This is a genomic window from Saprospira grandis DSM 2844, from assembly GCF_000275825.1.
GTDB lineage: Bacteria > Bacteroidota > Bacteroidia > Chitinophagales > Saprospiraceae > Saprospira > Saprospira grandis_A.
The window spans coordinates 1,152,410-1,175,807 of record NZ_JH719942.1; the positions used below are offsets into that span (position 1 = coordinate 1,152,410).

General features: G+C 46.9%; 12 protein-coding genes and 1 pseudogene. 4 read left to right on the forward strand and 9 right to left on the reverse strand.

Annotated features, from left to right (window positions below; all coding sequences use genetic code 11):
* Positions 1–50 precede the first annotated feature (50 nt).
* The 4 genes from SAPGRDRAFT_RS05365 to SAPGRDRAFT_RS05380 all read right to left on the reverse strand — a co-directional run bounded on the left by SAPGRDRAFT_RS05365 (position 51) and on the right by SAPGRDRAFT_RS05380 (position 9,140).
* Positions 51–5,069, reverse strand: coding sequence for a T9SS type A sorting domain-containing protein (locus SAPGRDRAFT_RS05365; protein ID WP_002657804.1), 5,019 nt, complete (start codon positions 5,067–5,069; stop codon positions 51–53).
* A gap of 709 nt (positions 5,070–5,778) precedes the next feature.
* On the reverse strand, positions 5,779–7,719 hold the full coding sequence (locus tag SAPGRDRAFT_RS05370) for an OmpA family protein (RefSeq protein ID WP_253271273.1): 1,941 nt from the start codon (positions 7,717–7,719) through the stop codon (positions 5,779–5,781).
* A gap of 290 nt (positions 7,720–8,009) precedes the next feature.
* Complete coding sequence (locus tag SAPGRDRAFT_RS05375; RefSeq protein ID WP_002657809.1) at positions 8,010–8,567, reverse strand: cob(I)yrinic acid a,c-diamide adenosyltransferase; 558 nt, start codon at positions 8,565–8,567, stop codon at positions 8,010–8,012.
* Between the two features lie 6 nt (positions 8,568–8,573).
* A complete protein-coding gene (locus SAPGRDRAFT_RS05380; RefSeq protein ID WP_002657810.1) occupies positions 8,574–9,140 on the reverse strand; it encodes a CopD family protein in 567 nt (188 codons plus the stop codon).
* A gap of 67 nt (positions 9,141–9,207) precedes the next feature.
* Between SAPGRDRAFT_RS05380 and SAPGRDRAFT_RS05385 the strand changes: the two genes are divergently transcribed.
* The 3 genes from SAPGRDRAFT_RS05385 to SAPGRDRAFT_RS05395 all read left to right on the forward strand — a co-directional run bounded on the left by SAPGRDRAFT_RS05385 (position 9,208) and on the right by SAPGRDRAFT_RS05395 (position 11,366).
* The gene (locus SAPGRDRAFT_RS05385) at positions 9,208–9,621 is read left to right on the forward strand and encodes a secondary thiamine-phosphate synthase enzyme YjbQ (protein WP_002657812.1); all 414 of its coding nucleotides are present in this window, start codon (positions 9,208–9,210) and stop codon (positions 9,619–9,621) included.
* 277 nt (positions 9,622–9,898) lie between these two features.
* A complete protein-coding gene (locus SAPGRDRAFT_RS05390; RefSeq protein ID WP_002657814.1) occupies positions 9,899–10,471 on the forward strand; it encodes an RNA polymerase sigma factor in 573 nt (190 codons plus the stop codon).
* Between the two features lie 4 nt (positions 10,472–10,475).
* Positions 10,476–11,366: a hypothetical protein gene (locus SAPGRDRAFT_RS05395; protein ID WP_002657816.1), complete on the forward strand. Its 891-nt coding sequence runs from the start codon at positions 10,476–10,478 to the stop codon at positions 11,364–11,366.
* 755 nt (positions 11,367–12,121) lie between these two features.
* Here the strand turns inward: SAPGRDRAFT_RS05395 and SAPGRDRAFT_RS05405 are convergent.
* The 5 genes from SAPGRDRAFT_RS05405 to SAPGRDRAFT_RS05425 form a co-directional block, all read right to left on the reverse strand.
* Entirely contained in the window at positions 12,122–13,804 is a 1,683-nt protein-coding gene (locus tag SAPGRDRAFT_RS05405) for a hypothetical protein (RefSeq protein WP_002657818.1), read from the reverse strand.
* Positions 13,805–14,007: 203 nt separating this feature from the next.
* The gene (locus SAPGRDRAFT_RS05410; protein WP_002657820.1) at positions 14,008–17,157 is read right to left on the reverse strand and encodes a tetratricopeptide repeat protein; all 3,150 of its coding nucleotides are present in this window, start codon (positions 17,155–17,157) and stop codon (positions 14,008–14,010) included.
* Between the two features lie 425 nt (positions 17,158–17,582).
* The gene (gene tsaB, locus SAPGRDRAFT_RS05415) at positions 17,583–18,293 is read right to left on the reverse strand and encodes a tRNA (adenosine(37)-N6)-threonylcarbamoyltransferase complex dimerization subunit type 1 TsaB (RefSeq protein ID WP_002657821.1); all 711 of its coding nucleotides are present in this window, start codon (positions 18,291–18,293) and stop codon (positions 17,583–17,585) included.
* Between the two features lie 265 nt (positions 18,294–18,558).
* Complete coding sequence (gene rpsA / locus SAPGRDRAFT_RS05420; protein WP_002657822.1) at positions 18,559–20,418, reverse strand: 30S ribosomal protein S1; 1,860 nt, start codon at positions 20,416–20,418, stop codon at positions 18,559–18,561.
* Between the two features lie 131 nt (positions 20,419–20,549).
* Positions 20,550–22,490: an ABC-F family ATP-binding cassette domain-containing protein gene (locus SAPGRDRAFT_RS05425; RefSeq protein WP_002657825.1), complete on the reverse strand. Its 1,941-nt coding sequence runs from the start codon at positions 22,488–22,490 to the stop codon at positions 20,550–20,552.
* A 376-nt stretch (positions 22,491–22,866) separates the two neighbouring features.
* On the opposite strand from SAPGRDRAFT_RS05425, the pseudogene SAPGRDRAFT_RS05435 reads away from it, so the two are divergent.
* A pseudogene (locus SAPGRDRAFT_RS05435) lies at positions 22,867–23,398 on the forward strand (hypothetical protein); the annotation flags it as partial.

Below are 23,398 nucleotides of genomic sequence, written 5' to 3' on the forward strand. Positions count from 1 at the left end.
GGCCAGCCCCAGAGGAGCTGACCTTCGTCAGTAGTTAGTTAGCTAAGTCATTAAGGCTTAACGACTTCAAAGTTCAGTTGGCTTTGCACGGCCTCGATATGAACATTGAGGTAATAAGTACCTGCGGGTAGGTTTTGGATAGCATCTAGGGTAATGAGGTCGCCGGGGCGGACTGTTTGGCTGCTGCTAAAGACCTGGCGGCCAAGCACATCTAGGAGTTTGAAATTCACTTTACTGCTAGTTTTGAGCTGGCTAAAGCGGATATTCACAAAATCGCTAGCGGGATTCGGGAAGACTGAAATATCGACACTTTCGGCTTCTGTATTATTTACTGCGCGGACTTCAGAGTACTCAAAGTCTCCGTTGAAATCGACTTGTCGTAGGCGGTAGTAAGTAGTATTCTCGTAGCTATTGTTATCGGTATAGCTATAGTAATTGGTTGTAGTGCTATTACCTTGACCTTGGACAAAATCGATTTGGCTAAAGTCGGTTTCATAGTCAAACATGCGTTCTACCTCAAAGCCTTGGTTATCTCTTTCTGTTTCGCTGGCCCAAGAGAGGAGCACTGTAGAAGAAGACTGGCGTTCGGCATTGAAGAAGAGCCATTCGATGGGGAAATCGACATAAGTATTGGCATCGCGCCAGTCATTATCGTCGAGTCCGTCATTGTTGGGAGTTGGAGCGGTAGTACCGAGAGCGCTACCATTCACATTATCGTCGAAGATATCGGCGAGGCCATCATTATCGGCATCGATCCAGAAAGGAGAGTTAGGATCGAGGAAAGGAGGTGTTTGGTTATTGGTATAGCCATTTCCGTTGAGGTTATCTAGCCAATCGGGTAGGCCATCTCCATCGCTATCGGGATTGGGATAGTGAGCGGGATTACCGCCGTTGGCGACATAGGCTGCGGCCATTTGGATAATTTCGTCGGCGGCATTGCCATCGCCGGCGGTGGCGGTACCGAAGCCATTATCGAAGCCTTCGGCCCAGTCATAGCCGCTATCATTATCAGCATCGAGATCTAGATAATCTGCGGGAGCGCTGCCGTCATTATTATCCTCATTGGGCGTAGCGCCGATATTTGCGCCTGTAGTTTGGTTAGCGGCATCTAGGCCTTCGTAGATATCGAGTACTCCGTTACCGTTAGCATCGGTGCCAGAAGGCGTCATGCCGAAGGTGGGGCAAGTAGAGCAAACGGCTTCTAGATAATCTGGAATACCGTCATTATCGGCATCGATATCATAGAGGTCGGCAATACCGTCGGCATCTGTATCCAAGAGATTGATAGTTCCATTTTGGAGGTCAGACCAGCCGTCGCCATTAGCGTCGGTAATGGGACCATCTTCAATTTGGCCATCGAGGGTACCGTTGCTGGGAGAATCGGTATTAGCGGCTCCGGTTACTGCGCCTGCTGCGGCTTCGACTACATCTGTAATTCCGTCATTATCGCTATCGAGATCGAGGAAATTGGGAGTAGCGTCGGCATCTGCGTTAGCATTTGGATAGCTATCGGGAGTGCCATCATTGTTATTGTCGGCGCCAGTCAAGATGAGTACGGCAGCGCTATTATCGGCGGTACCATCATTATTGGGGTCACCGTCTAGGGCATCGGCAAAGCCATCGCCATCGGCATCGGTAAATGTATCTACGCGGCCATTGCCATCGGCATCGGTTCCAGCAGCTTCCAAGATATCTTGGATTCCATCGTTATCGCTATCGAGGTCATAGATATTGAGGAGGCCATCGGCATCGAAATCGCCATTGGGGTAAGTATCGGCTTGGCCGTCGTTGTTACTATCGGTTCCGGTAAGGATAAGAGCTTGAGCGCTATTCTCGGCGGTACCGTCATTTCCGACATCGCCATCGAGGATATCATGCAGGCCGTCGTTATCGGTATCGACAAAGTCGTCGGCAAAACCGTCTCCGTTGGTATCGGTTCCGCCAGCTTCTACCACATCGGCGATACCATCATTATCGCTATCGAGGTCATAGATATTGAGGAGACCGTCGTTATCTGCGTCGCCATTGGGATAATTATCGGGGGCACCGTCATTATTGACATCATTGCCTGTAAGGATAAGAGCTTGAGCGCTATTCTCGGTGGTACCGTCGTTTCCGACATCGCCATCGAGGACATCATGCAGGCCGTCATTATCGGTATCGCTGAAATTATCGGCTAGGCCATCTCCGTTCGTATCGGTTCCGCCGGCTTCTACCAGATCGGTAATACCGTCATTATCGCTATCGAGGTCTAGTTGGTTGGGGATACCGTCACCATCGACATCATTGTTAGGATAGCTATCAGCTAGGCCATCATTATTATTATCGGCGCCAGTAAGTTGGAGCGCATTAGCGGTATTTTCGGCGGTACCATCGTTTCCGACATCGCCATCAACAGCATCATGAAAACCATCGCCATCGGTATCGACAAAGTTATCGATTCGGCCATCGCCATCGGCATCAGTTCCGCCGGCTTCTACGGCATCAGGAATACCGTCATTATCGCTATCGAGGTCATAGATATCTAAGATACCGTCAGCGTCAGAATCACCATTAAGATAACTATCGGCTAGGCCATCATTATTATTATCGGCGCCAGTAAGTTGGAGCGCATTAGCGGTATTTTCTGCTGTGCCATCATTTCCTACATCCCCATCGACGACATCATGAAAGCCATCGCCATCGGTATCTGTAAAAGCATCTATTTGGCCATTACCGTCAGTATCTTCACCTCCAATTTCTACTAAATCAGGAATACCATCATTATCAGAATCTAGATCTAAGCTATTCGGAATACCATCATTATCAGAATCTAAACCAGTAATTAAATTCCCGGCAGTACCGGTACCAATATAACTAACCTCCATATTAGAGATACAAGAGGCCACTCCAGAGCAAAGAGATGGGTCTACATCTGTAGTTGTATTCATAATTATAACAACAACACCGTCGTCATTAGCGGTATTCCAAGAAGCAGTAGGAATACTAATAGGATTCATATCCATAGCAGGACTACCACAATTTGCATAAGCAGTATTGCTAGAATTTTGACGATTAAAAGGGCCTAAGATAGTTCCATCCTCTAACTCTAGCGTAAAACTAGCGGCATCTGTGCCATAAGCACCCGACAAAGAAAAGGACAAAGAGGGAGCTACTGCTACATCTAAAGTATTGACACTAAAACTAAGTGTATGGCTAGGCCCAACAGTATTCCGGCATTCATCTGAATAAGTTGCAGTAGATGCTCCACCAATCTCATCATCATAGATATCAACTAAACCATCGCCATCTATATCTAGATCAGAGTCAACTTGGCCATCACCATCAGTATCAACTCCGCCAGCCTCTACAATATCTGGAATACCATCATTATCGGCATCTAAGTCTACATGATCGGGAGAACCATCACCATCGGCATCAAAATTAGCACAAACACTATTAGAGATACCAGAGCAATAAGGAAAATCTACATCAGAATAATTTGGGACACCATCGCCATCTAAGTCTCCAGAAGGATCTGGCAGACCATCTGCACAGTCCCAACCATTTACTCCCGCAAAAACATCTGCGCAGAAATTGGGATCAGCATAATCTGGTGTACCATCGCCATCATGATCTCCATTATAGATTTCTACAATATCCAGAACGCCATCATTGTCATCATCAATATCACAGGCACTCAAAAGGTTATCTTCATCAATTTCTGTAGTATAGTTGGGGTTCTGAATAGGTACATATAAAGAAACAGATCCACCAGCAGTTCCATCAACTGATCCATTTCTAGCACCATTAGTATGTTCACCTCCAGCACCACCATCAGAAATAAAAGTAAGATTGGTAGGTATAGAAGCCAGAGAGTATAACAAGGCTCCGCCACCGCCGCCACCACCTGGTCCATGCTCATTCGTGGTATTCAAATTTTGACCATCTCCTCCAGATACATTTACACTTAACAAGCCTTCATAAACTTGTGTTTTAAGAACAACGCTACCTCCAGCGCCTCCTCCGCCACCACCATCTGGGGCACCCACAGGATTTACAGCCACAGGAGTGGTCCCTCGAACATTGATAGTGTAGCCGTTTCCAACAATCGTATCCGCAAAAACAATTACAATTCCACCACCATCAGCAGCAGAAGAAGGGTTATTTGTAGATACCCAACCAGGTCCACCAGCACCACCCAAGAACACTTTATCTTGAGCAAGATAGCTGTTTAAAGCAGCTCCACCTATACCTCCAGCAGGATCAACTTTATTGCACCAACGATTACCTCCATTTCCACCTTCACCATAGTTACTTCCGCCTCCTCCTCCAGAGTCACCAGAAGCACCAGAACCACCACCATTGGCCCGCTTTCCACGTCCATGGTTGGTAGCTGGATCATCTACAACAATACCACTCCCTTTTTCCCATGCTTCAATAGCTGTATTTGGTAGCGTATATTGAAGAGTTGGATCAATGGTACAGTTGTCTGGGCTTCCATTAACCGTCATTTGAATACCTTGATACCCCTTTCCTAAAAGATCAATATCCGCATTCAATACCAATTTATCCGTCACCAAGGCCAAAACCCCACCAACACCATTCGTCTCACTCCAATCTTGAGCCGTCAAAGTAGAGTTGACCTCCACTACATTGTTTCCATAATCTGGAATCCGCACAACTTGCACCACTCCAGTTACATCATAATTCCGAATCAATGAATATTTAGGCGTCAATACATTTCCGGTAATACTCCCAATTTCAAAAAATTCATAGTTACCCGCCTCGTTAATATTCAAAATATCTCCTGAAGCAGATGTATTCGTCACATCTATATCCGCTCCCTTCATCTGAATAATCAAGGCCTTATCCCCAGCTGCAAAAGCCGAAGGGTCTTGCACCGTAATAGTATGCGCACAGGCCTGATCACAGGGATCGCATACGGGTAAATTTAACGATGTTACTGCCGTATAGTCATTGATAATCCCCCCAATGCTCACCTGAGCAATGGCAGAGCCCCCATACAACAAACAGAAAGCAAGGACAAAAACTGCCCTCCTTAAGTAGTTTGTAATTTTCACGTTCATCTAAATGCTGTTAAAATGTGTTTGATAAAATGCTTATGTAATTTATTTTTGGGGCTGCCCCGCCCTGCGGGCGGGTCGGGCTGTGTCGCAGCTCGCTACTCGCTCGGCCCTGCAGCAGCAAAGCTGCTTGGGTCTGCCGCCTTCGGCGGCCCTGCTTTCCATCCCTCAGCCAGTCGCTTCGCTCCTTAAAGAATAACTCCTAGCTTTTTACTCCATCCAATCTGTATGCGCCCTAAAAAGAGCACAAATATATACTTCTTTATTAGCTCTAGTCAATATAAAAATTAAACTCATTGCGTAATAAAATTATTTTGACGGCAAAAAAAAACCAATATCTCCAAATAAAAAATCAAACAACCTCTATTTTACAGTTTTTTATACTACCTTAAGCTAGAACCTAAATTTATTTCAGTAATAAATTCAACTCATACAAGAGATCACTTTGCTCTGAAAAGTCACTTTTTTTAGCTCTTATTTTTATATATTTTTTTCTTAAAGCTTAATTCTTGTCAAGGATAAGTCGCTATACCGTTTATTGCCCATATTTCTACGGTAAAATTACTAGACACTTTGCCTCTTTTATTGCCCTCTCTGCCCTTACGACTATTTTGTACCTACGGACTTCAAAACAGAAATAAAAACCTGATAATCAAAAAAAAAGGGTGGACAGCTATTTAAATAGCTTGCCCCAAGCGGCTTCTTTTGGTCCCTAACGATTAAGGATAATGATTTCTACCTTTCGCTTTTGGTGTTTGGCCATATTGCTTTCTATTACGCCTCGGCCATCGGTAGTAATTTGGGCGCTTGTAATGCCCAGTTCTTTCATAAACTTGGTGACATAACCCGCCCGCTTCTGCGAAAGGGATAAATTGAACTCCTTATCCCCCACATCATCGGCAAAGCCTGTTACCTGAATTTTTAGATTTTCAGGATCTTCAAATTGCTCTAGTAGTTTTTGTATTTGCTCCTTTTGCAGCTCGCTCAAATCATATTTTCCCGTCTCAAAGTAGACCGATAGGTTTTTGCGCAAACGAGGCTTTGGCGGCTCGGCCATTACGGGCTCTTCTTCAGGGAGTTTTCCGTTGGGGCTTAGTTGTACATCTATTCGCTTGATCGCTTCTCCAGCCGCTCGCTCAAAATAGTCGGCCCCAATAAAGTTATCATAGCCCTCTTTAGAAATAATATAGGAGTAAGAAGCTCCACTAGGCAAACAAAGAAAAAACCGGCCCGCCTTATCTGTTTCAAAGATGCCAATATTTTCGCCTTCATTTCTCAGGCGAACTCTGGCTCCTGCCAAAGGTTCGGAGCTGGCTTCATCATAGAGGTAGCCATCCAAAAATACATGTTCTACGGCAGGGGCCATAGCGGCGGGGATATGGCAGCTATAAAGGTCCAAACCGCCTTTTCCTTCAGGTCGATCAGAAGAAAAGTAGGCATACTCGCCATCAGGAGAGACCACAATGCCCGCTTCTCGGAAGGGAGAGTTGACGCCCTCGCCCATATTTACTGGTCTAGACCATTCTCCATTTTCTAATAATAAGGTCCGAAAAGCATCGGCTTCGCCCAATCCCGGATGTCCATCAGACACAAAGTAAAGGGTTTGGCCATCTGGAGCAATAAAAGGGGCTTCTTCATCTCCTTCCGTATTGATTTTTGGTCCAAGATTTTCGGGAACGCCCCAGCGGCCATTGGCCATTAGGTCAGAAACCCAGATATCGCTACCGCCAAATCCTCCTTCTCTAGTAGAGACAAAGTACATTTTATAGCCATCGCAACTAATAGAGGGTTGAGAGTCCCAGGCTTCGCTATTGAGGCCTACTGCTGGCCCCACGCTATCTACAATTTCATTTTCGCTATCATATTCGGCCACATAAATATCGCAGCCACCCTGCACATTTTCCCAGGCACAGGCGGCAAAGAAAATCCGTCGACCACAAACCGTAAACTTGGCCATACCTTCATTATAAGGCGTATTGATGGCTGGTCCAATAGATTTTGGCGATTTCCATTCGCCTTTATCGTTTTTGCGCAGCATCAGAATATCTTCATCTCCCGAGCGGTTAGAGGTATAGAGGAGCATATCGCCATTGGCCCTCAAGGTGGGCAAAAACTCATCAAATTTGGAGTTGGCCATGCCGGGCAAAAGCTCGGCCTTGCCCGTAGAGCCGGTATATTCCATTTCTATAGCATATTCGCAGCTCTTAATATTTCGGTCCAAATACGCATCGTAATTTCGGGCGGCACCTTCTTCCTTGATGCTATAGTTTTTGGGGTCTGCATATTTATAGAGCTCAAAGTACTCTAAGGCTTTGATATAGTTATAGGCTTTCATCTGTAGTTCGGCGGCCTCAAAATAGGCGGCTCTAGACAAGAGTGGATTTTGCTTAAAGAGCCGTTCATAGGCCATTCTGGCCGTTTCATAATCGCCTGTTTCTTTGGCCACCACCCCTAGCAAGCGCTGAGCCGCAGCAAAGTTGGGCTTTTGCTTAACCGCCTGTTTTAGACTAGCTGTTGCTGCCTCATATTTGGCATTATTAAAATAGTATTCGGCATCTTCCATATGTTCTTTGGCCGATTTGCGCAGGGGCTGGCCCCTAAGACTGAGGCTACAGAAGAGCAGCAAAAAAAGGAGGTGTATAGCTTTCATCATGATTATTGTTTGCCTTAGTTTGTTTGGCGGTCAGGGCGGGCCGAAGGCCCGCCGGCCTAGCGATGTGCAGCAGTGCGGCGCAGCCGCAGACCAAGGCCGTCAGGCCGCAGGGCCGAGCGAGTAGCGAGCTGCGAAACGACAACAAGGTCTTTAGACCGCAGTTCGACGACCGAAGGGAGTAACCGCCGACGACCGAAGGGAGGCGGAGGCCCCAAATCTCCTACAGCATTTTATAATAAACGCTTCTGCCATAAAAAAAAGGGCCAAAAGGCCCTAAAGTTCTCTTAAAATCAGCCTCTTGGCTTCCAAAGTACTTCTTCTGCCTGATGGCAATGGGCGGCAAAGCGGCCAAAAATAAAGAGATAATCGGATAGGCGATTGAGGTATTGCAAGACCACCGCAGGCAGGGCTTGTTCTTCATTTAGGGCCACGGCTAGGCGCTCGGCACGGCGGCAAACCGTGCGGGCAATATTGGCCCGAGACACCTGAGGGTGGCCGCCTGGCAAAACAAAATTTTTGAGTGGGGCCAAATGTTCATCCATGGCATCCATCCAGTTTTCGAGCTGCAAGACATCCTCGGGCAAAACATCGGGTTGCTTGACCTTATCGGCCTTTTCGGGGCTGGTGGCCATGATGGTCCCTAGGCTAAACAAACGCTCCTGAATCTTCAAAAGCTGCTGCCGCTGTTCTTCCTGCTCGCAAAAATCTCTTAATAGGCCTAAGTTCGCATTTAGCTCATCTAGGCTGCCATAGGCCTCAATTCTCAAATGGTATTTGGGTAGGCGCCCCCCGCCCCAAAGTGCGGTAGTTCCCTTATCTCCAGTTTTGGTATAAATCTTAAACGACATAATTTACTATACTTCTCCCTTTTGCTCTCGATAGCGCTTATAGGCCTTAATGCCCATCATCAGGCTTATTCCAAAGGCAATCAAACTCAAAAAGGCAATCAAAAAATCAGTTCTACTTTTATAAACGGCCAACAAAACAATGGCCAAGAGCAAGAGGGTGGCAATCTCATTGTACATCCGAAATTTGGCCGAACTCATCACAAATTCATTGCGGGCCAAACGCTGCATAATGCCCTTACTATAATAATGATACCCAACCAAAAGCACAATAAACCCCAGCTTCCAGTGCATCCAAATATTGGCCACAAACCAATCCCAACCATAATAAAAGAGCATCATACTGCCCCCCAAAAAGGTAATAAACATGGCTGGCGTCATAATAATATGATACAATCGGCGCTGCATAATGGCGTATTGCTCTGTCAAAATTCCCCGCTCCGCCTCGGGCCGCTCCAAAGCCTCGGTATGATAAATAAATAGACGAGGCAGGTAAAATAGGGCCGCAAACCAGCTAATGAGCCCAATAAAGTGAATAACTTTACCCAAGTTATAAAGCCATGGCGTATCAAACATATTGCTTAGTTATTTTTTTTTCAAGGGCGAAGATAAGGATTATTAACGCTCAAAATTGTGATTTTCTATGTCTATTCAACATCATTCTATTGCTCTTCAGGCCAAAAACCGAGGATTCCACCTCATTACCACAGAGGTTTTGCAGCAATTGCCCAAACTTCCCCAAAATGGCCTTTTTCAACTCTTTATTCAACATACTTCGGCTGGCCTGACGATCAACGAGAATGCCGACCCCGATGTCCGTATGGATTTTGAAACGATTTTCAACCGCCTGGTCCCCGAAAACCAACAAGGCCTCTTGCATACCCTAGAAGGCCCCGACGATATGCCCGCCCACATTAAAACCGCTTTCACAGGCACAAGTTTAAGTATTCCCATTATTCAAGGCCAACTCGCCCTAGGAACTTGGCAGGGGCTCTATCTTTGCGAGTTTAGAAACTATGGTGGCCGCCGAAAACTGATCGCTACAATTATAGATTAGGATTTGGGGCCTCCGCCTCGCTGCGCTCGTCGGCGCTACGCTTTGGGGCTCGCAGGTCTGCTCGGCCCTTCGCCAGCAAGCTGGCTCGGTCTGGCCTAACGGCCACCCCACCGCATCGCTAGGCCAGGCTGGCCTTCGGCCAGCCTTCTAGATCCAAACAGATTTGGCCCTTTCTACAGACTTTTGTAATTTTTTAGGCCCTTTGGGCTAACCATCATCCCCTTTGGGGTATTATTCATTGAGCTCACAAGCTTGCCCCCCCAGAAACCTCTTTTTTATGGATATTTCAATTGCGGCCCTTCGGGCTGGAGACCAAAGCGCCTACAAAGCCCTCTATGAACAGGCCTATTGGTATTGTGCTAGTTATTTGCTCCAACAGGGCGCCCAAGAAACCGATGCCAAAGCTACTTTTAATCGGGCCCTAGAGATTTTTTGGACCAAAATGCAAACGCCCGATTTCGAGCTCAGTTGCCAACCCAAAACTTATCTCTATGCCGTTTGCCGAAACCTCTGGCTCAAACAGCTCCGCAAACGAAAGAAAAACCCCATCCTCCAAGATGAGGAACGCCTGCTGCAAGAGCCCCTCCCCCATTTGGTCCAAGAAGAGGTCTATTTTTTAGAGGAAGAAGAGGCCGACCCCCTACTTATGACCGCCATGAAAGCCCTAAGTAGCATGAAGAATACCGATTGCCAAAAAGTGCTGGAGCTCTACTATTTTGAGAAGAAGTCGCATCGAGAAATTGAGCAAATTATGGGCTTTGCCGATAATTACTCTAAGGTCAAGAAAAATAGCTGTATCAAACAGCTCAAAAAACAATTGCTGCGCCTACTGGGCCAGCCCAAAGCTTAAACTTATGGATTTTCATAGCCCCGAATGGCTGGATGCTTTCCAGCAAAACCAACTCTCTGCCGAAGAGCGAGCCGCTACCCTTGCCTTGGCCCAAAAAGATGCCGCCTATGCCGCCGAGCTGCAGGCGCATGGCATCGCTATCCAAGCTATTCAGGATTTTAGCCGCCAAAGCGCTGTAGAAAAAATGGCCCAAGAACTAGATGAGGAAGGCCTTTTTGAACGCCCCATAGAACAAGCCCTACAGACTCAAGCCGCCCAAAAACAAATTGGCCAAATTGCCCAAGAATTAGAAGCAGAAGGCTTTTTTGCCCAAAAGGAAGAAAAAGAAAAAGAGGTTAAGGTTCGCCCCCTCCCCCGCTGGCGCCCAATTATGGGTATTGCCGCTAGCCTAATTTTATTAGTGAGTCTGGGCTATTGGTGGCAGAAGTCGCAAAGCCTACCCAGCTGGTCTCAAGAATACGCTATCGCCAGTGCAGAGTCTACCCAAAAGGAGTTACAACTGCTTTTAGGCGCCCAAGGCTTTGGCCAAAATGAAGAAGCCCTCAGACAGTTGCAGCTCGGCCTCAATGCTTATGAGAAAAAGGATTGGACCAAAGCTAAAACAGAATTGCTGGCCTACCAAAAGGCCAATTCTATCTTTGCCCAAGAAGAAACCCAGTTTTATCTGGGCCATATCGCTTTTGAGCAAGGAGAGCTAGGCAGCGCAAAATCCTACTGGCAAGAGCTGGCCCAATTGCCTAGCCTGCCCCCCCATATTTCCGAAAAACTCCCTTGGTATCAGGCGCTCTTGGCCCTACGCGAAAACCAAAAAGAACTGGCCAAAAGCTACCTGAAAAAGGTGCCCCAAGGCCCCTATCAAGAAAAAGCAAAAGAGCTCTTGCAAACACTAGAGTAATATAAGGCCTTGCTCCTTAGTAGAATATTAGATGATCCCCTCCTCGGAGGGGATTTGAGCCTGTTTAAAATTTTGTGTTTCTCCTTTTTGCTGCCTAGGGACAAGCCCCTAGGCTAGCTTTTTCAGACAGCCCTCTAAAGAGGGCCTTTGGATGAGGTTTTTCTCTGTGACAACAACTGAACAAGGCCTTGTATATCAATAGTTGAGGCCCTCGCAGAGGGCTGACTCCATTGGATTAGCCTAGGGGCTTGTCCCTGGGCGACTATTGGCCAAATCCCAACAAGCTAAAGGCCCAAATTTTATTCTAATACACAAAATCCTGAACAGTCCCAGGGATTTTTTTTGTGCCCTATTCGACAGAGATCAAACAGCTCATCAAAGTCTTGATGCCCTATTCGACAGAGATCTAATACCCCATCAAAGGCTTGATGCCCTATTCGACAGAGATCTAATACCCCATCAAAGGCTTGATGCCCTAGTTGACAGAGATCAAACAGCCCATCAAAGGCTTGATGCCCTAGTTGACAGAGATCTAATACCCCATAAAAGGCTTGATGCCCTAGTTGACAGAGATCAAATACCCTATAAAAGGCTTGATGCCCTAGTTGACAGAGATCAAATACCCCATCAAAGGCTTGATGCCCTATTCGACAGAGATCTAACAGCTCATCAAAGGCTTGATGCCCTAGTTGGTCCAAAAACAAAAGGGGCTGCTCGATATCGAGCAGCCCCTTTGCAGCAGGTCCTAAGTCATCTTAGAACTTAGCCATTACACCAATTTTTCCATTGATGCCCAATTGCTGATAGAGGTACCAGCGTTGGTATTTATTATTGAGCAAATTATTGCCTTCTACAAAGAAAGCAAAGCGTTGTTGCTCTCCTTTTCCGAGCCAGTAAGTAGCATTGAGGTTAAGGTCAAACAAGCCGCCAAGAGTTTCGCTTTCGGTGCCCAAGGCAGGGAGATAAGGCACGCCCGCATTGACAAAGAGGTCGGCCCCAACTTCTAGATTGCCTTTTTTGTATGTCAGGCCAAAGCTAGACTCCAAAACAGGCAGATGATAAGCCACTTCAGCCGTTCCGCCACTATAGTTATTAAAGGCCAAAGCGCCTTTAAAGTAGAGTTCCTCCATAATTTGGAGTTCTACATCTGCGGCCAGGGTTAGGCGGCTGAGCGTATCATAGGCCAGACCAAATTTCAGATAATTGCTTTCTGTGGTATTATAGAAAAGGGGTTGTTGGCTCAAATTGGCATAAGAGACATTAAAGTCGTAGCCTAGGCGCTTAATCTTCCCTTTGAGTCCCCCATAAAAGCGGCTTTCTTGCGTATGTTCCCAATGCAGGCGCTCTGTATCTAAGAAAGGATTATAAGTAGAGAGCTGCATGAGGGTATTTTCACGGATGCTGCCCGACCAACCTGCATAGGGAATAAATTGGCCCCCTAAAACGGCATAGCTCAACTCAATATCGGGCAAAACGAAAAACTGTCCGGCATTGCTTCCTAAGCGGGCGCCTAGACGGCTCTTAAAGTTGCCAAAATTGAGGTCGGCTCCAGCATGCAATTGGGCCAGGCTGCGGCTTTGGCTGCTATCGGTGGTGGTATAGCGGCTATACAGCAGCTCGGCATTGGCAAAGAGGCGATGTTGAGGGCTGCGGCTATTGCCCAACCATTTTTCAAAAACAAGGCGGGGGCGGATATTGAGCTCGCCAACGCCATGATAAGAAGTGGTGTTATAGAGGTCCAGATCGGCTCTATAGTTCATCTCTTGTTTATTACTTTTGGCATTGAAGAGATGAATATTGGCCCCTATTGTAAGGTAGCGTTGTTTGAGGCTATCTTCGGCTAGGCCAGAGCTATCTTGGGCAAAGGGATAGAGGCTATCGCCTAGGTTTTCGAGGAGTTGGTGGTAGCCATAGTAGCGATAATTATTGAGGTCCATATTTAGGGCGCCGCCAATGGCTAGGCCATTAGGCAGAAAATAATCGCCTTGTAGATTTACTGAGGTTTCGCCAAAAACTTGGTCCTCTAAGTTACCTTGGCTACTATGGTGTTTGGCTGTAGCTCCAAAGCTAAACTTATCGCTATTGCTATTGTGGTAAGAGAGTTCTAGCAAAGGGGAAAGAGGGAAACCAATGCCCGCCTTTGTATAAAAGTGGAGACTTTTGGGGGGCTTAGGCACCGGCATAGCCAGTGGGCGGATATTAGGTTCTGGATAATTGACCGAGACGATCCGTTCGGGGACCAGATAGGTCAATTTTTGGCCAGCGGTGGTATCCAAATCGGCTAAAAGAGGCTGAGCCTCCTGCTTTTTACTTTCGGCCAATTGGGCCTTAAAGGGTTTGACTAGCTCGGTCCCTACATCATTGATTTGGGCCTTTAGGTTGGGGGCAAAAAGCCCAACAGCCAAAGCTAAACAAAGAGATTTACTATATTTTATCATTTGATTTTTCTTTAGACGATCTATTTTGGAGAGGACAGGCGGCGAAGCCGCCGCAAAGGAGCGCAGCGACGCGGCTGAGGGATGGAGAGGGTGGCCCGCAGGGCCAGACCGAAGCGCTTTAGCGCTGAAGGGCCGAGCAGACCTGCGAGCCCGGAACAGCCCGACCCGCCCGCAGGGCGGGGCAGCCCCAAAAAAAGAAAGATTTAATCAATCATTTCCAGTTCGCCACTGCCATCATTTCGGCGCAGGCGGCTATTAGAAGAAATAGCTTGCTTGACTTGGGCCAGTTTATCTTGGGCCTCCTTCACAATTTCGGCTTCGCCGTTGAAGTTGCCCAATAGGCTTTCTAGGGTACCTTTGGCTGCATCTAATTTGCCTTGTTCGGCATAGATATCGGCGATGAGGATAAAGTTGCGCGCCAACCAATTGAGGTGTTGGCCCAGCAGCTTATTATTTTGGAAAGCCAGTTCTAGGGCGCCATCCAAATCGCGTTGGATATAAGTAATTTTGGCCAGTTGGTAATGGGCTTCGGAGGCGTTGATATCGTCATCGACTAGTTTGAGGCTCTCCTTATAAGACTGCATCGCCTTGGCATTATTGCCAGCGGCTTGTTGGGCCTTAGCGAGGTAAAAATGGGCCTCGGCCTTGTTGGCGGCGCTAGCATTGGGTTCTTTGAGGAAATTGGTGGCCAGTCCTTTTAGGGCCTGATAATTTTGGCCATAATAGGCCGAGCGCATACCAAACAGGCGGGCTTCTGAGCGGTTTTCGGGGCTAGAGGCGAATTGTTCTAGGCCTTGAAAATAAGTAAGGGCCTTGGCATAATCCTCGGTAATGTGGTAGCAAATTCGGCCTGCCAAGAGATTGGCTTCCTCGGCCATAGCGGGGGGAGCTTTGGGGTCTTTGGCCTCGGCCACATAAGAGAAATCGCTAAGGGCCTTGGGGTATTCCTTGAGGTTATAGTAGGCGATTCCTCGGTTGAGGTGGGCCGACATACTATTGAGTCCCTTGGGAAAGCGATCGAGGTATTTGCTATAATTATCGGCAGCGGCGGGCCAATTTTCCTGATCGAAAGAAGAGGCGGCCGATTCATAAAGGAGCGAATCTGCGGCCATATCGGAGAAATTATAGCCTTGTAAGGTAGAGGCATAAGCCATAAAGCCATCGGGATCGCCTTGATCGATATAGATTTTTCGGATAAAGTTGAGGGCGGCTTTAGCTTCCTCTGTTTGGACATTATTGCTCACCACCGTCTTAAAATAGTCGAGGGCTTCGCGGTTCATATCGCGGCTATAAGAGAGCACGCCTAATTTGTATAGGGCTTTGGCGGTATACTCGCTATCGGGATATTTTACGATCAGTTGGTCAAAGCTTCCTTTGGCCTGATCGAATTCATTTTGGTTAATCTGGGTACTTCCCATAGCATAAAGCGCATCATCGGCATAGATAGAACTGGGGTGTTGGCCCACCAAATCGGCTAGGGTACGCAGTTGCTTTTGGGCTTGGTTCGTCAAGCTATAGATCAGGCTTAGCTGATACATCGCATAATCCTCATTGGGGAAATTATTGGCCACAATCCGCTCATAATAGCCAGCGGCGGCGGTATAATTATTTGTTCCGCCCAAATAGAGATAGCAATCGCCGGCACGGCCAAGGGCATCGGGATAGACAAAATTAGAGACATGTCGATCATTGATTTTGCTTAGGCGGGGCTCAATATACTTGACCGCCTTCACAAATTGGCCTACGGCATTATCATAGCTATTTTTGCGAAGATAATTGTAGCCTAGGCCATAATGGGCCGTTCCTTTAGAGGAATTGGCGGGCAATTGGGGAGCGGCAGCTGCTACGGTAGTAAAGCGGTTATACTCATCAATACTTTTATCAAATTGGTCCAATTGGAAGAGCGCCTCGGCTTTCCAGAAATGGGCCAGTGCGGTGGTTTCGGTATGTACGGCAGAGCCCAAAGACTCATTAAAGCGCTCTACGGCCTTGGTAAAATTGCTAGCCTTATAGTGCTGTACGCCACGGAAATAAGCCACTTTTTGGAAAGCTTCTTTGAGAGAGGGCTCGCTACGGTCAATTGTTCTCAGGATGCTCAGGGCTTTTTCGTAGTCTCGAGTATTGAGAAAGAGCTGGCTCATCAAGTTTTGCGATTCGTTGCTATATTTGGTATTGAGTAGCTCCATAAAGGCCGAAATAGCGTCATTGTCAAGGCCCAATTCATAAGACAACTTGGCATAATTCATTTTGGCGTCAATCTGCAGTTCTTTGTCCTGCTTCATTTCTGCGGCCTGCTTAAAGGAAAGGCGGGCCTCCTCTTTGCGGCCTAATTTGAGTTGGCAATCGGCCAGATTGTAGCGGGCATTTTGGCCCAATTTATTATCTAGTCGAGCAATTTGCTCAAAGTTACCGGCGGCATCTTCATATTTTCCAGCTCGATATTGGGTATAGGCCAATTGATAGAAGATATCTTCTGTCATTTTGGGTGTCTTGCTGGCGTATTCTTCCATAAAAGGAAGCGCTTTTTTATAATTTTTCTTTTCGTAATAGGCTTGGCCCACTGCCTGCACAATGGTCATACGTTCCCGCACCGTATTGCTTTTGGTGTAGGGTTCTCCGTAGGCAATTGTTTTATCATAATCCTTTTTCATGAAATGGATCTGGGTAATATAGGTAGGGACCACTTTTTCGTATCGGCTCGACTTATTGGCGACTTCAAAGCTGGCTAGGGCCGCATCAAAGTCTTTGAGGAAGAAAGAGCAGAGTCCGTAGTAGTAGTTGGCGGGAAAAGTATACTCGCTTTTGGTCCCTTTGATTTGGGCAAAAACGGGTTGGGCTTTCTTAAAGTCTTTAGACACAAAATAGCAATAGGCCAGTTGGAACTTGGCCTCGATAAGGTCCTCATTGCTTAGGTCATTGAGGTCTTTAAAGTTGATGCTACTGAGGTACTTGATCGCCTTTTTATAATCTCTTTGGGCATAATAATAACGGCCCACTTCCAATTTGGCCTGAGCGGCCACCGATAGGGGTTCATATTTTTTAATTAGGACCAAAAGTTTGTTTTCGGCATCGGGACGTTCCAAGCGCAGGGCGGCCAGAGCGGCATAAAGTTCTGCTTTTTGGCGGTACAATTCGGGCAATTCCCAGTCATTATAAAGGGCCTGATCGGGGGCGAGCAATTGGCCCAATTCATCTTCGGCCTTGCCATAAAGGGCTTGTTCATAAAATTCGATAGCGGCATGATATGCGGCCTGGGGGTCTTTATAGACGGCTGTTTGCTGTGCTTGTATGCCCTGCAAACTTGCAAGACTCAGCAGTCCGCCATAGACCAATTTTTTCAGCTTTGGTTGCATGAAGTTCTATTTAATTTTAAAGGAGTCTTTCCTAGAGAATCATTCTAATAAGTTCTTAGCTCAAGATACAGTTTTTTAACTGTTTTATGATTTTGGGGCCTCCGCAGCAAAGCTGCGGCGCTACGCTTTGGGGCTCGCAAGTCTGCTCGGCCCTTCGTTTTTCGCTACGCTCAAAAACTCGGTCTGGCCTTCGGCCACCCCGCCGCATCGCTAGGCCAGATGGCCTACGGCCAAGGCGGCTTTGCCGCCTTCTGCTCCAAGAAAGCAGTTTAGTAATTTAGGCCCAAAAATAATGCCTTGAGCGCATAAAAAAGCGGCCCGACGAATAATCGTCGGGCCCTTTAGTGGATCTGTAATTGTCTTAGCTATTAAAAATTTTTAATGGCAGAGGGGCAAAGCTTTTTGGTGGTCCAGAGAAAGTCAGGCTATTTTTTGCTAAAAAACTTATTCTTTTTTGGCTTAGTCAGCTGAGGGGCCCTTAAATAGAAGGGTTCGGAGTAGGCGAGTTCGGCAAATTCTTGTTTTTCGTAGGCATTTTGGGCCAATTGTTCAAAAAAGCGGGCGGAGGCGGTTTTTAGGGGCAACAATTCTAATTTACTTTCTGGCATCAGTTCTTGGTAACTCCTAGCGGCAGAGCCTAGGAGGTAGAGGCTATACTCTTGTTGATAAATACTCAGGTTTAGATCTTTTAGAGACACAAAAAAGGGCGATTTAATAATTTCCAGTTGGCAATTATAGATAGCGGCATAGGCATTTCCTCTTCGGGCATCTTCTAGGCAGATCAGCAGGCTATTTTTGGGCAGGCTTTGGTTCCATTTTGCGCCATAGGCCAAGGCGGCTAGGGTATCGAGGGCCAGGAGGGGGAGTTGCCAGGCAAAGGCTAGGCCTTTGGCGGTAGAATAGGCAATGCGCAGGCCGGTATAAGAGCCGGGGCCTTTGCTCAGGGCAATGGCGGCCAGATCTTCTCCTTTGAGTTTGGCTCGCGTTAAGATTTTTTGGACAAAAAGCGTAAGTTCTGCGGCGGGGTCGCCAGTATCAAGGGTACTTTCTTCTACTAGCCAGCAGAGGCCATTTTTAATGAGTGCGACCGAAGTTTTTCGGCTGCTACTTTCTAAAACGAGAATTAATTGGTCCATAACAAATATAGATTCTAGGGTAGTGGGCAAAAATAAGGGCTGGGCTGGGGAGCAAATGGCCTAGCGATGTGCAAGGGTGGCCGTCAGGCCAGACCGAGGCGCAAAGCGCCGAAGGGCCGAGCAGGCCTGCGAGCCCTGGAACGTAGCGCCTGCCGAAGGCAGGAGGCCCCAAAAATAACAGCAGTAAGTTAAAAAACAAAATAGCCTCTCAATTTGCATTGAGAGGCTAAGGGCTTTATTATGAATCGGAATGAGGAGTTAGATCTTACTCTTCGTCCTGATTATCTTTCTCTTGATTTTCGATTTGCTCGCGCAATTGGGCAAAAACGTTGAGGTCACCCATAGTGCTACGCTCTACTTTATCTTGCTGCTTACGCATTTCATCTTGAGATTCGCGGTTTTGGCGACGTTTGTCATCGCGTTCTTGGCGGTCTGCATCTTTCTTGCTATCGTTATAATAGCGAGAGTGAGATACGAGGATACGCTTATCATCGCGGTTAAACTCGATTACTTTGAAGAGCAAAGTTTCCTCTACTTCTGCGAGGCTACCATCTTCTTTCTTCACGTGGCGGAGAGGCGCGAAAGCTTCTAGGCCGTAAGGAAGTTGAACGATAGCACCACGGTCGTCGCGGCGGAGGACAGTAGCTTCATGCACAGAGCCTACAGGGAAAACGTTCTCGAAAGTATCCCAAGGGTTTTCTTCGAGTTGTTTGTGGCCCAAAGAGAGCTTGCGGCTATCTACATCGACATCAAGGATCATGATATCTAGGATTTCGCCTACTTTGGTAAACTCGGCAGGGTGGCCATAGCGCTTAGTCCAAGAGAGGTCAGAGATATGGATCATACCGCCGATACCTTCTTCGAGCTCCAAGAATACGCCATAAGGAGTAAGGTTTTTGACCTCGCCTTTGTGCGTACTATTTTTGGGGTAGCGTTCTTCGATAGTTGCCCAAGGATCATCGCTAAGCTGCTTAAGGCTTAGAGACATCTTGCGCTCTTCGCGGTCGATAGTCACCACTTTAGCTTCGTGGATAGTCCCTTCTTTGAAGTAATCGCGAGAGTTGATAGGCTGGCTGCTCCAAGACACCTCAGAAACGTGGATAAGACCTTCTACACCGGGAGTGATTTCTAGGAAAGCACCATAATCCTCGATGTTTACGATACGGCCTTTAACGGTAGAACCGGGCTGCACGTCTTCAGGCAATACGTCCCATGGGTGGGGTTGTAGTTGCTTGAGGCCCAAAGAGATACGTTTTTTGTCATCATTGAAGTCAAGAACAACAACGTTAAGTTTCTGGCCATTCTCTAGCACATCGCTGGGGTGCTTAATACGTCCCCAAGAGATATCTGTGATATAAAGAAGACCATCTACGCCACCCAAATCGAGGAATGCGCCAAAGTCGGTAAGGTTCTTTACAGTACCTTCTAGGACCTGACCGCGTTCCAATTTAGAGATGATTTCTTGACGTTGAGCTTCCAAGTCGCTTTCGATAAGCGCTTTGTGAGAAACAACAGCGTTTTTGATCGCTTCGTTGATTTTCACTACCTTGAACTCCATAGTTTTACCTACGTATGCATCATAATCAACGATAGGTTTGATGTCGATTTGAGAACCGGGCAAGAAAGTTTCTAGGCCCTGAACGTCTACGATCATACCACCTTTTGTCTTGCTGATGATATGTCCTTTAACGACAGTACCTTCGTTGTAAGCGTTAACGATGCTTTCCCAAGCGCGAAGCAATTTTGCTTTGCGGCGAGACAAAACAAGCTGTCCACGCTTATCCTCTTGAGTTTCTACGTATACCTCAACAACATCGCCTACGGCTAGTTCGGGCATATCGCGGAATTCTGAAGTGGGCACCAATCCGTCAGACTTGTAGTTCAAGTCGATAACTACATCGCCATCTTGGATAGCGACTACGCGACCACCAACGATTTCGTACTCTTTTACAGAGCTCAAAGTTTCGTCGTACTCGGCAGTTAGTTTGGCCATTTCTTCAGCAGAGTAAGCTGACTCACCAGATCTGCTAGAGGTCCAATCAAAATCGTCGTGAGCAACTACTACTTGCTCTTGCTCTTGCTCTTGCTGGTTCTCCAGCTCCTGATTATTAGTTTCGTTTTCCATAATTATGGAAGTTTCCCTTCCGGGACGGTTTAAAAATGTGAATAAATTAATGTTTGCATTTCCTAAAAAAGAAAAATGCTTGCAAAAGTAAGCTTTTGGGGCTTCTTTTACAAGCTATTATAGGTTTATTTTTACTCCTCTTCCCAAAAGGCTTCTAGGGCCAATTCGGCGGCTTCCCATTTTTCCATGGCTTCTTCTGTAGCCGCTTCATTTTCTTGATGTTTGGCTAAGGCTTTTTCATAATTGGGGGTTCCAAATTTGCTGCTATCGCCCAAGGTTTTTTCCAGTTTATTTTTCTCTTCTTCTAGTCGTTGCAGTTGTCGTTCTGCATTCTGGATATTTCTTTTGAGTTGTTTGAGGGCTTGCTTGACCGCTGGGTCGTTTTCATCTTTTTTGGGCTTGGCTTTTTTGCTGCTGCCGCTGTTGTTGGCCGTTTTGCCCAAAGAAACATCTCGCAGGCTGCCGTATTGGCGTTTTTTAAGGAAGTATTCAGAGTCGCCCAAATAGGTTTTGAGCTTCTTTTGGTCAAATTCAATAACTTTATCGGTCAAGCTATCCAAAAAGTCTCTATCGTGAGAAACCACCACCAAGGTCCCATCATAATGCAAAAGGGCCTCTTTCAAAATGGCCTTAGAAAGCATATCGAGGTGGTTGGTGGGTTCATCCAGTACCAATAAGTTGATGGGGTGCAAAAGCAAGCAGGCCATAGCTAGGCGGGCCCGTTCTCCTCCCGATAAAACCGATACTTTTTTGTCTACATCCTCCCCCTTAAAGAGAAAGGAGCCCAAAATAGCCCGTAGTCGGGGACGCAGCTCGAAGGGGGCATCTTGTTCTATAGTTTCTAAAACGGTCTTTTTGGGGTCTAGGGCTTCGGCCTGATTCTGTGCATAGTAGCCCAAATGGACATTATGGCCCAATTCGCTTGTTCCGCCGGTGGGCAGCTGTTGGCCCACCATTATTTTCACTAAGGTCGATTTTCCCTCTCCGTTTTTGCCCATAAAGGCTAGGCGTTCGCCTCGGATGATGGTCAAATCTACCTCATTCAAGATCAAATTATCGCCATAGCTTTTGCTCAGCCCCTTAACAATGGCTACTCTTTCGCCAGAGCGAGGTGCTGGCGGAAACTCCAAACGCATCCGGCTGCTATCGCCATCTTCTAGCTCGATCCGCTGCATGCGGTCCAATTCCTTGATGAGCGATTGGGCCATTTTGGCCTTATTGGCCTTGGCTCTAAACTTATCGACTAGGGCTTCTTTGCGGGCAATTTCTTTTTGCTGCTGCTGAAAAGCCGACTGCATTTGGGCCTGCCGCTCTTCTCGCAATTCTAAATATCGAGAGTAGTTGGCTTTATAATCATGCACTTTGCCCAACTCAATCTCAATGGTGCGCTGCGTCACCTTGTCCAAAAAGGCTTTATCGTGAGAAATTACAATCACGGCCCCTTCATAAGGCTGTAAAAACTGCTCGAGCCAAATGATAGATTCAATATCCAAATGGTTGGTGGGCTCATCCAAAAGCAAAAGCTGTGGCCGCTGCAAGAGGATTTTGGCCAACTCGATCCGCATTTGCCAGCCCCCACTAAAAGTAGTGGTTTGTCGATCAAAATCACTGACCGAAAAGCCCAAGCCCATCAAGATTTTCTCGGCTTCGGCTTGCAAGCTTTGGCCACCAATCAAGGCCAGACGGTCGTTTAATTCCGATAATTCATGAATCAGCTCCATATAGCCATCGCTGCTATAATCGGTCCGCTCCTCCATTTCTTGCTGAATCTCTTCTAGGCGTTTTTCCATGGCCTGCGCCTTGGCAAAAGCCGTCATGGCCTCTTCCAACACCGTTTTGCCCTTGGGCAAGAGCATATCTTGATGCAAAAACCCGATGCTGAGGTCTTTAGGAGCGGCAATATTGCCTTGCATGGGCGCAATTTGTCCCGCAATAATCTTAAGCATAGTCGATTTCCCCGCCCCATTTCGGCCCGTCAGACCAATGCGGTCTTTTTCTCGCACCGTAAAGGAAACCTGGTCCAATAATCGGCGATCGCCATATTGTACATATATATTCTGAAGGTTCAGCATGATTATTTTCTTTTAGTCGCCGCAAAAATAGCCTTTTTCTTTGAAATAATAATTTTTTGGGGCCTCCGCTGCGGCCTGCGGCCTTGCGGCGGTTACTCCCTTTGGTCGTCGAACTGCGCCCTAAAGGGCTTGTTGTCGCTTTGCAGCTCGCTGAGGTTTTGGGGCCTCCGCTGCGGCCTGCGGCCTTGCGGCGCTACGTTTCGCAGCTCGCTACTCGCTCGGCCCTGCGGCCTGACGGCCTGGGTCTGCGGCTGCGCCGCACTGCTGCACATCGCTAGGCCGAATGGCCTTCGGCCATTTTTTGATGAAAATTTCAGGCTAATTTTGCGTTTATAAATAAAAGTTACTACTTTTAGATAAACACAAAAACAAAGCAATGAAAGCATTAGCCATTTTTCTATTTCACAGCTTCTTATTTATTAGCCCATTCAATACTATAAAAATGGATAATCATCAACTTTTTTTGGCAAAGCAGCAGCAGTATCAAGAAGATACAGCCCTTTATGAAGAAACCTTGGCCCAATATCAAGAGCTCTATGCGCTTTATCAGGAGCTTCCTGCAGAGGATCCCGATCGCCCGAGTCTGAAGGCGGCTTTACTCAAGACCAAAGCGGGCCTAAAGGCCTTTAAGCCGCAGCTCAAAATGGAAAAGGCCAATTTGGAGCAGCTATTTTTGGCCCTTAAGGAAGAGGATATACCCAAAACTGACTTTTTGGTACAATTTGCCCAAAACGCTCAAAAAGTTGCGTTAAAAGCACGAAAGCTGCAAGGCAACATTCAAAAGAACCAGTGGGAGGAAATCTTATACCTAAATGATCTTCACATCAGCTTTTCTGAAGGTAAAAAGCTCAAAGTTTGCCGTCTAATTGCAGCAGATATTAAGGCTTTAGTAGAGCAGGCAGACAACA

Bases quoted from the DNA above. Each gene is read 5' to 3' on its own strand.
- tsaB (WP_002657821.1), bottom strand. From the start codon at position 18,293: ATGGACCAATTAATTCTCGTTTTAGAAAGTAGCAGCCGAAAAACTTCG.
- SAPGRDRAFT_RS05410 (WP_002657820.1), bottom strand. From the start codon at position 17,157: ATGCAACCAAAGCTGAAAAAATTGGTCTATGGCGGACTGCTGAGTCTT.
- SAPGRDRAFT_RS05375 (WP_002657809.1), bottom strand. From the start codon at position 8,567: ATGTCGTTTAAGATTTATACCAAAACTGGAGATAAGGGAACTACCGCA.
- SAPGRDRAFT_RS05365 (WP_002657804.1), bottom strand. From the start codon at position 5,069: ATGAACGTGAAAATTACAAACTACTTAAGGAGGGCAGTTTTTGTCCTT.
- SAPGRDRAFT_RS05390 (WP_002657814.1), top strand. From the start codon at position 9,899: ATGGATATTTCAATTGCGGCCCTTCGGGCTGGAGACCAAAGCGCCTAC.
- rpsA (WP_002657822.1), bottom strand. From the start codon at position 20,418: ATGGAAAACGAAACTAATAATCAGGAGCTGGAGAACCAGCAAGAGCAA.
- SAPGRDRAFT_RS05425 (WP_002657825.1), bottom strand. From the start codon at position 22,490: ATGCTGAACCTTCAGAATATATATGTACAATATGGCGATCGCCGATTA.
- SAPGRDRAFT_RS05405 (WP_002657818.1), bottom strand. From the start codon at position 13,804: ATGATAAAATATAGTAAATCTCTTTGTTTAGCTTTGGCTGTTGGGCTT.
- SAPGRDRAFT_RS05380 (WP_002657810.1), bottom strand. From the start codon at position 9,140: ATGTTTGATACGCCATGGCTTTATAACTTGGGTAAAGTTATTCACTTT.
- SAPGRDRAFT_RS05385 (WP_002657812.1), top strand. From the start codon at position 9,208: ATGTCTATTCAACATCATTCTATTGCTCTTCAGGCCAAAAACCGAGGA.
- SAPGRDRAFT_RS05370 (WP_253271273.1), bottom strand. From the start codon at position 7,719: ATGATGAAAGCTATACACCTCCTTTTTTTGCTGCTCTTCTGTAGCCTC.
- SAPGRDRAFT_RS05395 (WP_002657816.1), top strand. From the start codon at position 10,476: ATGGATTTTCATAGCCCCGAATGGCTGGATGCTTTCCAGCAAAACCAA.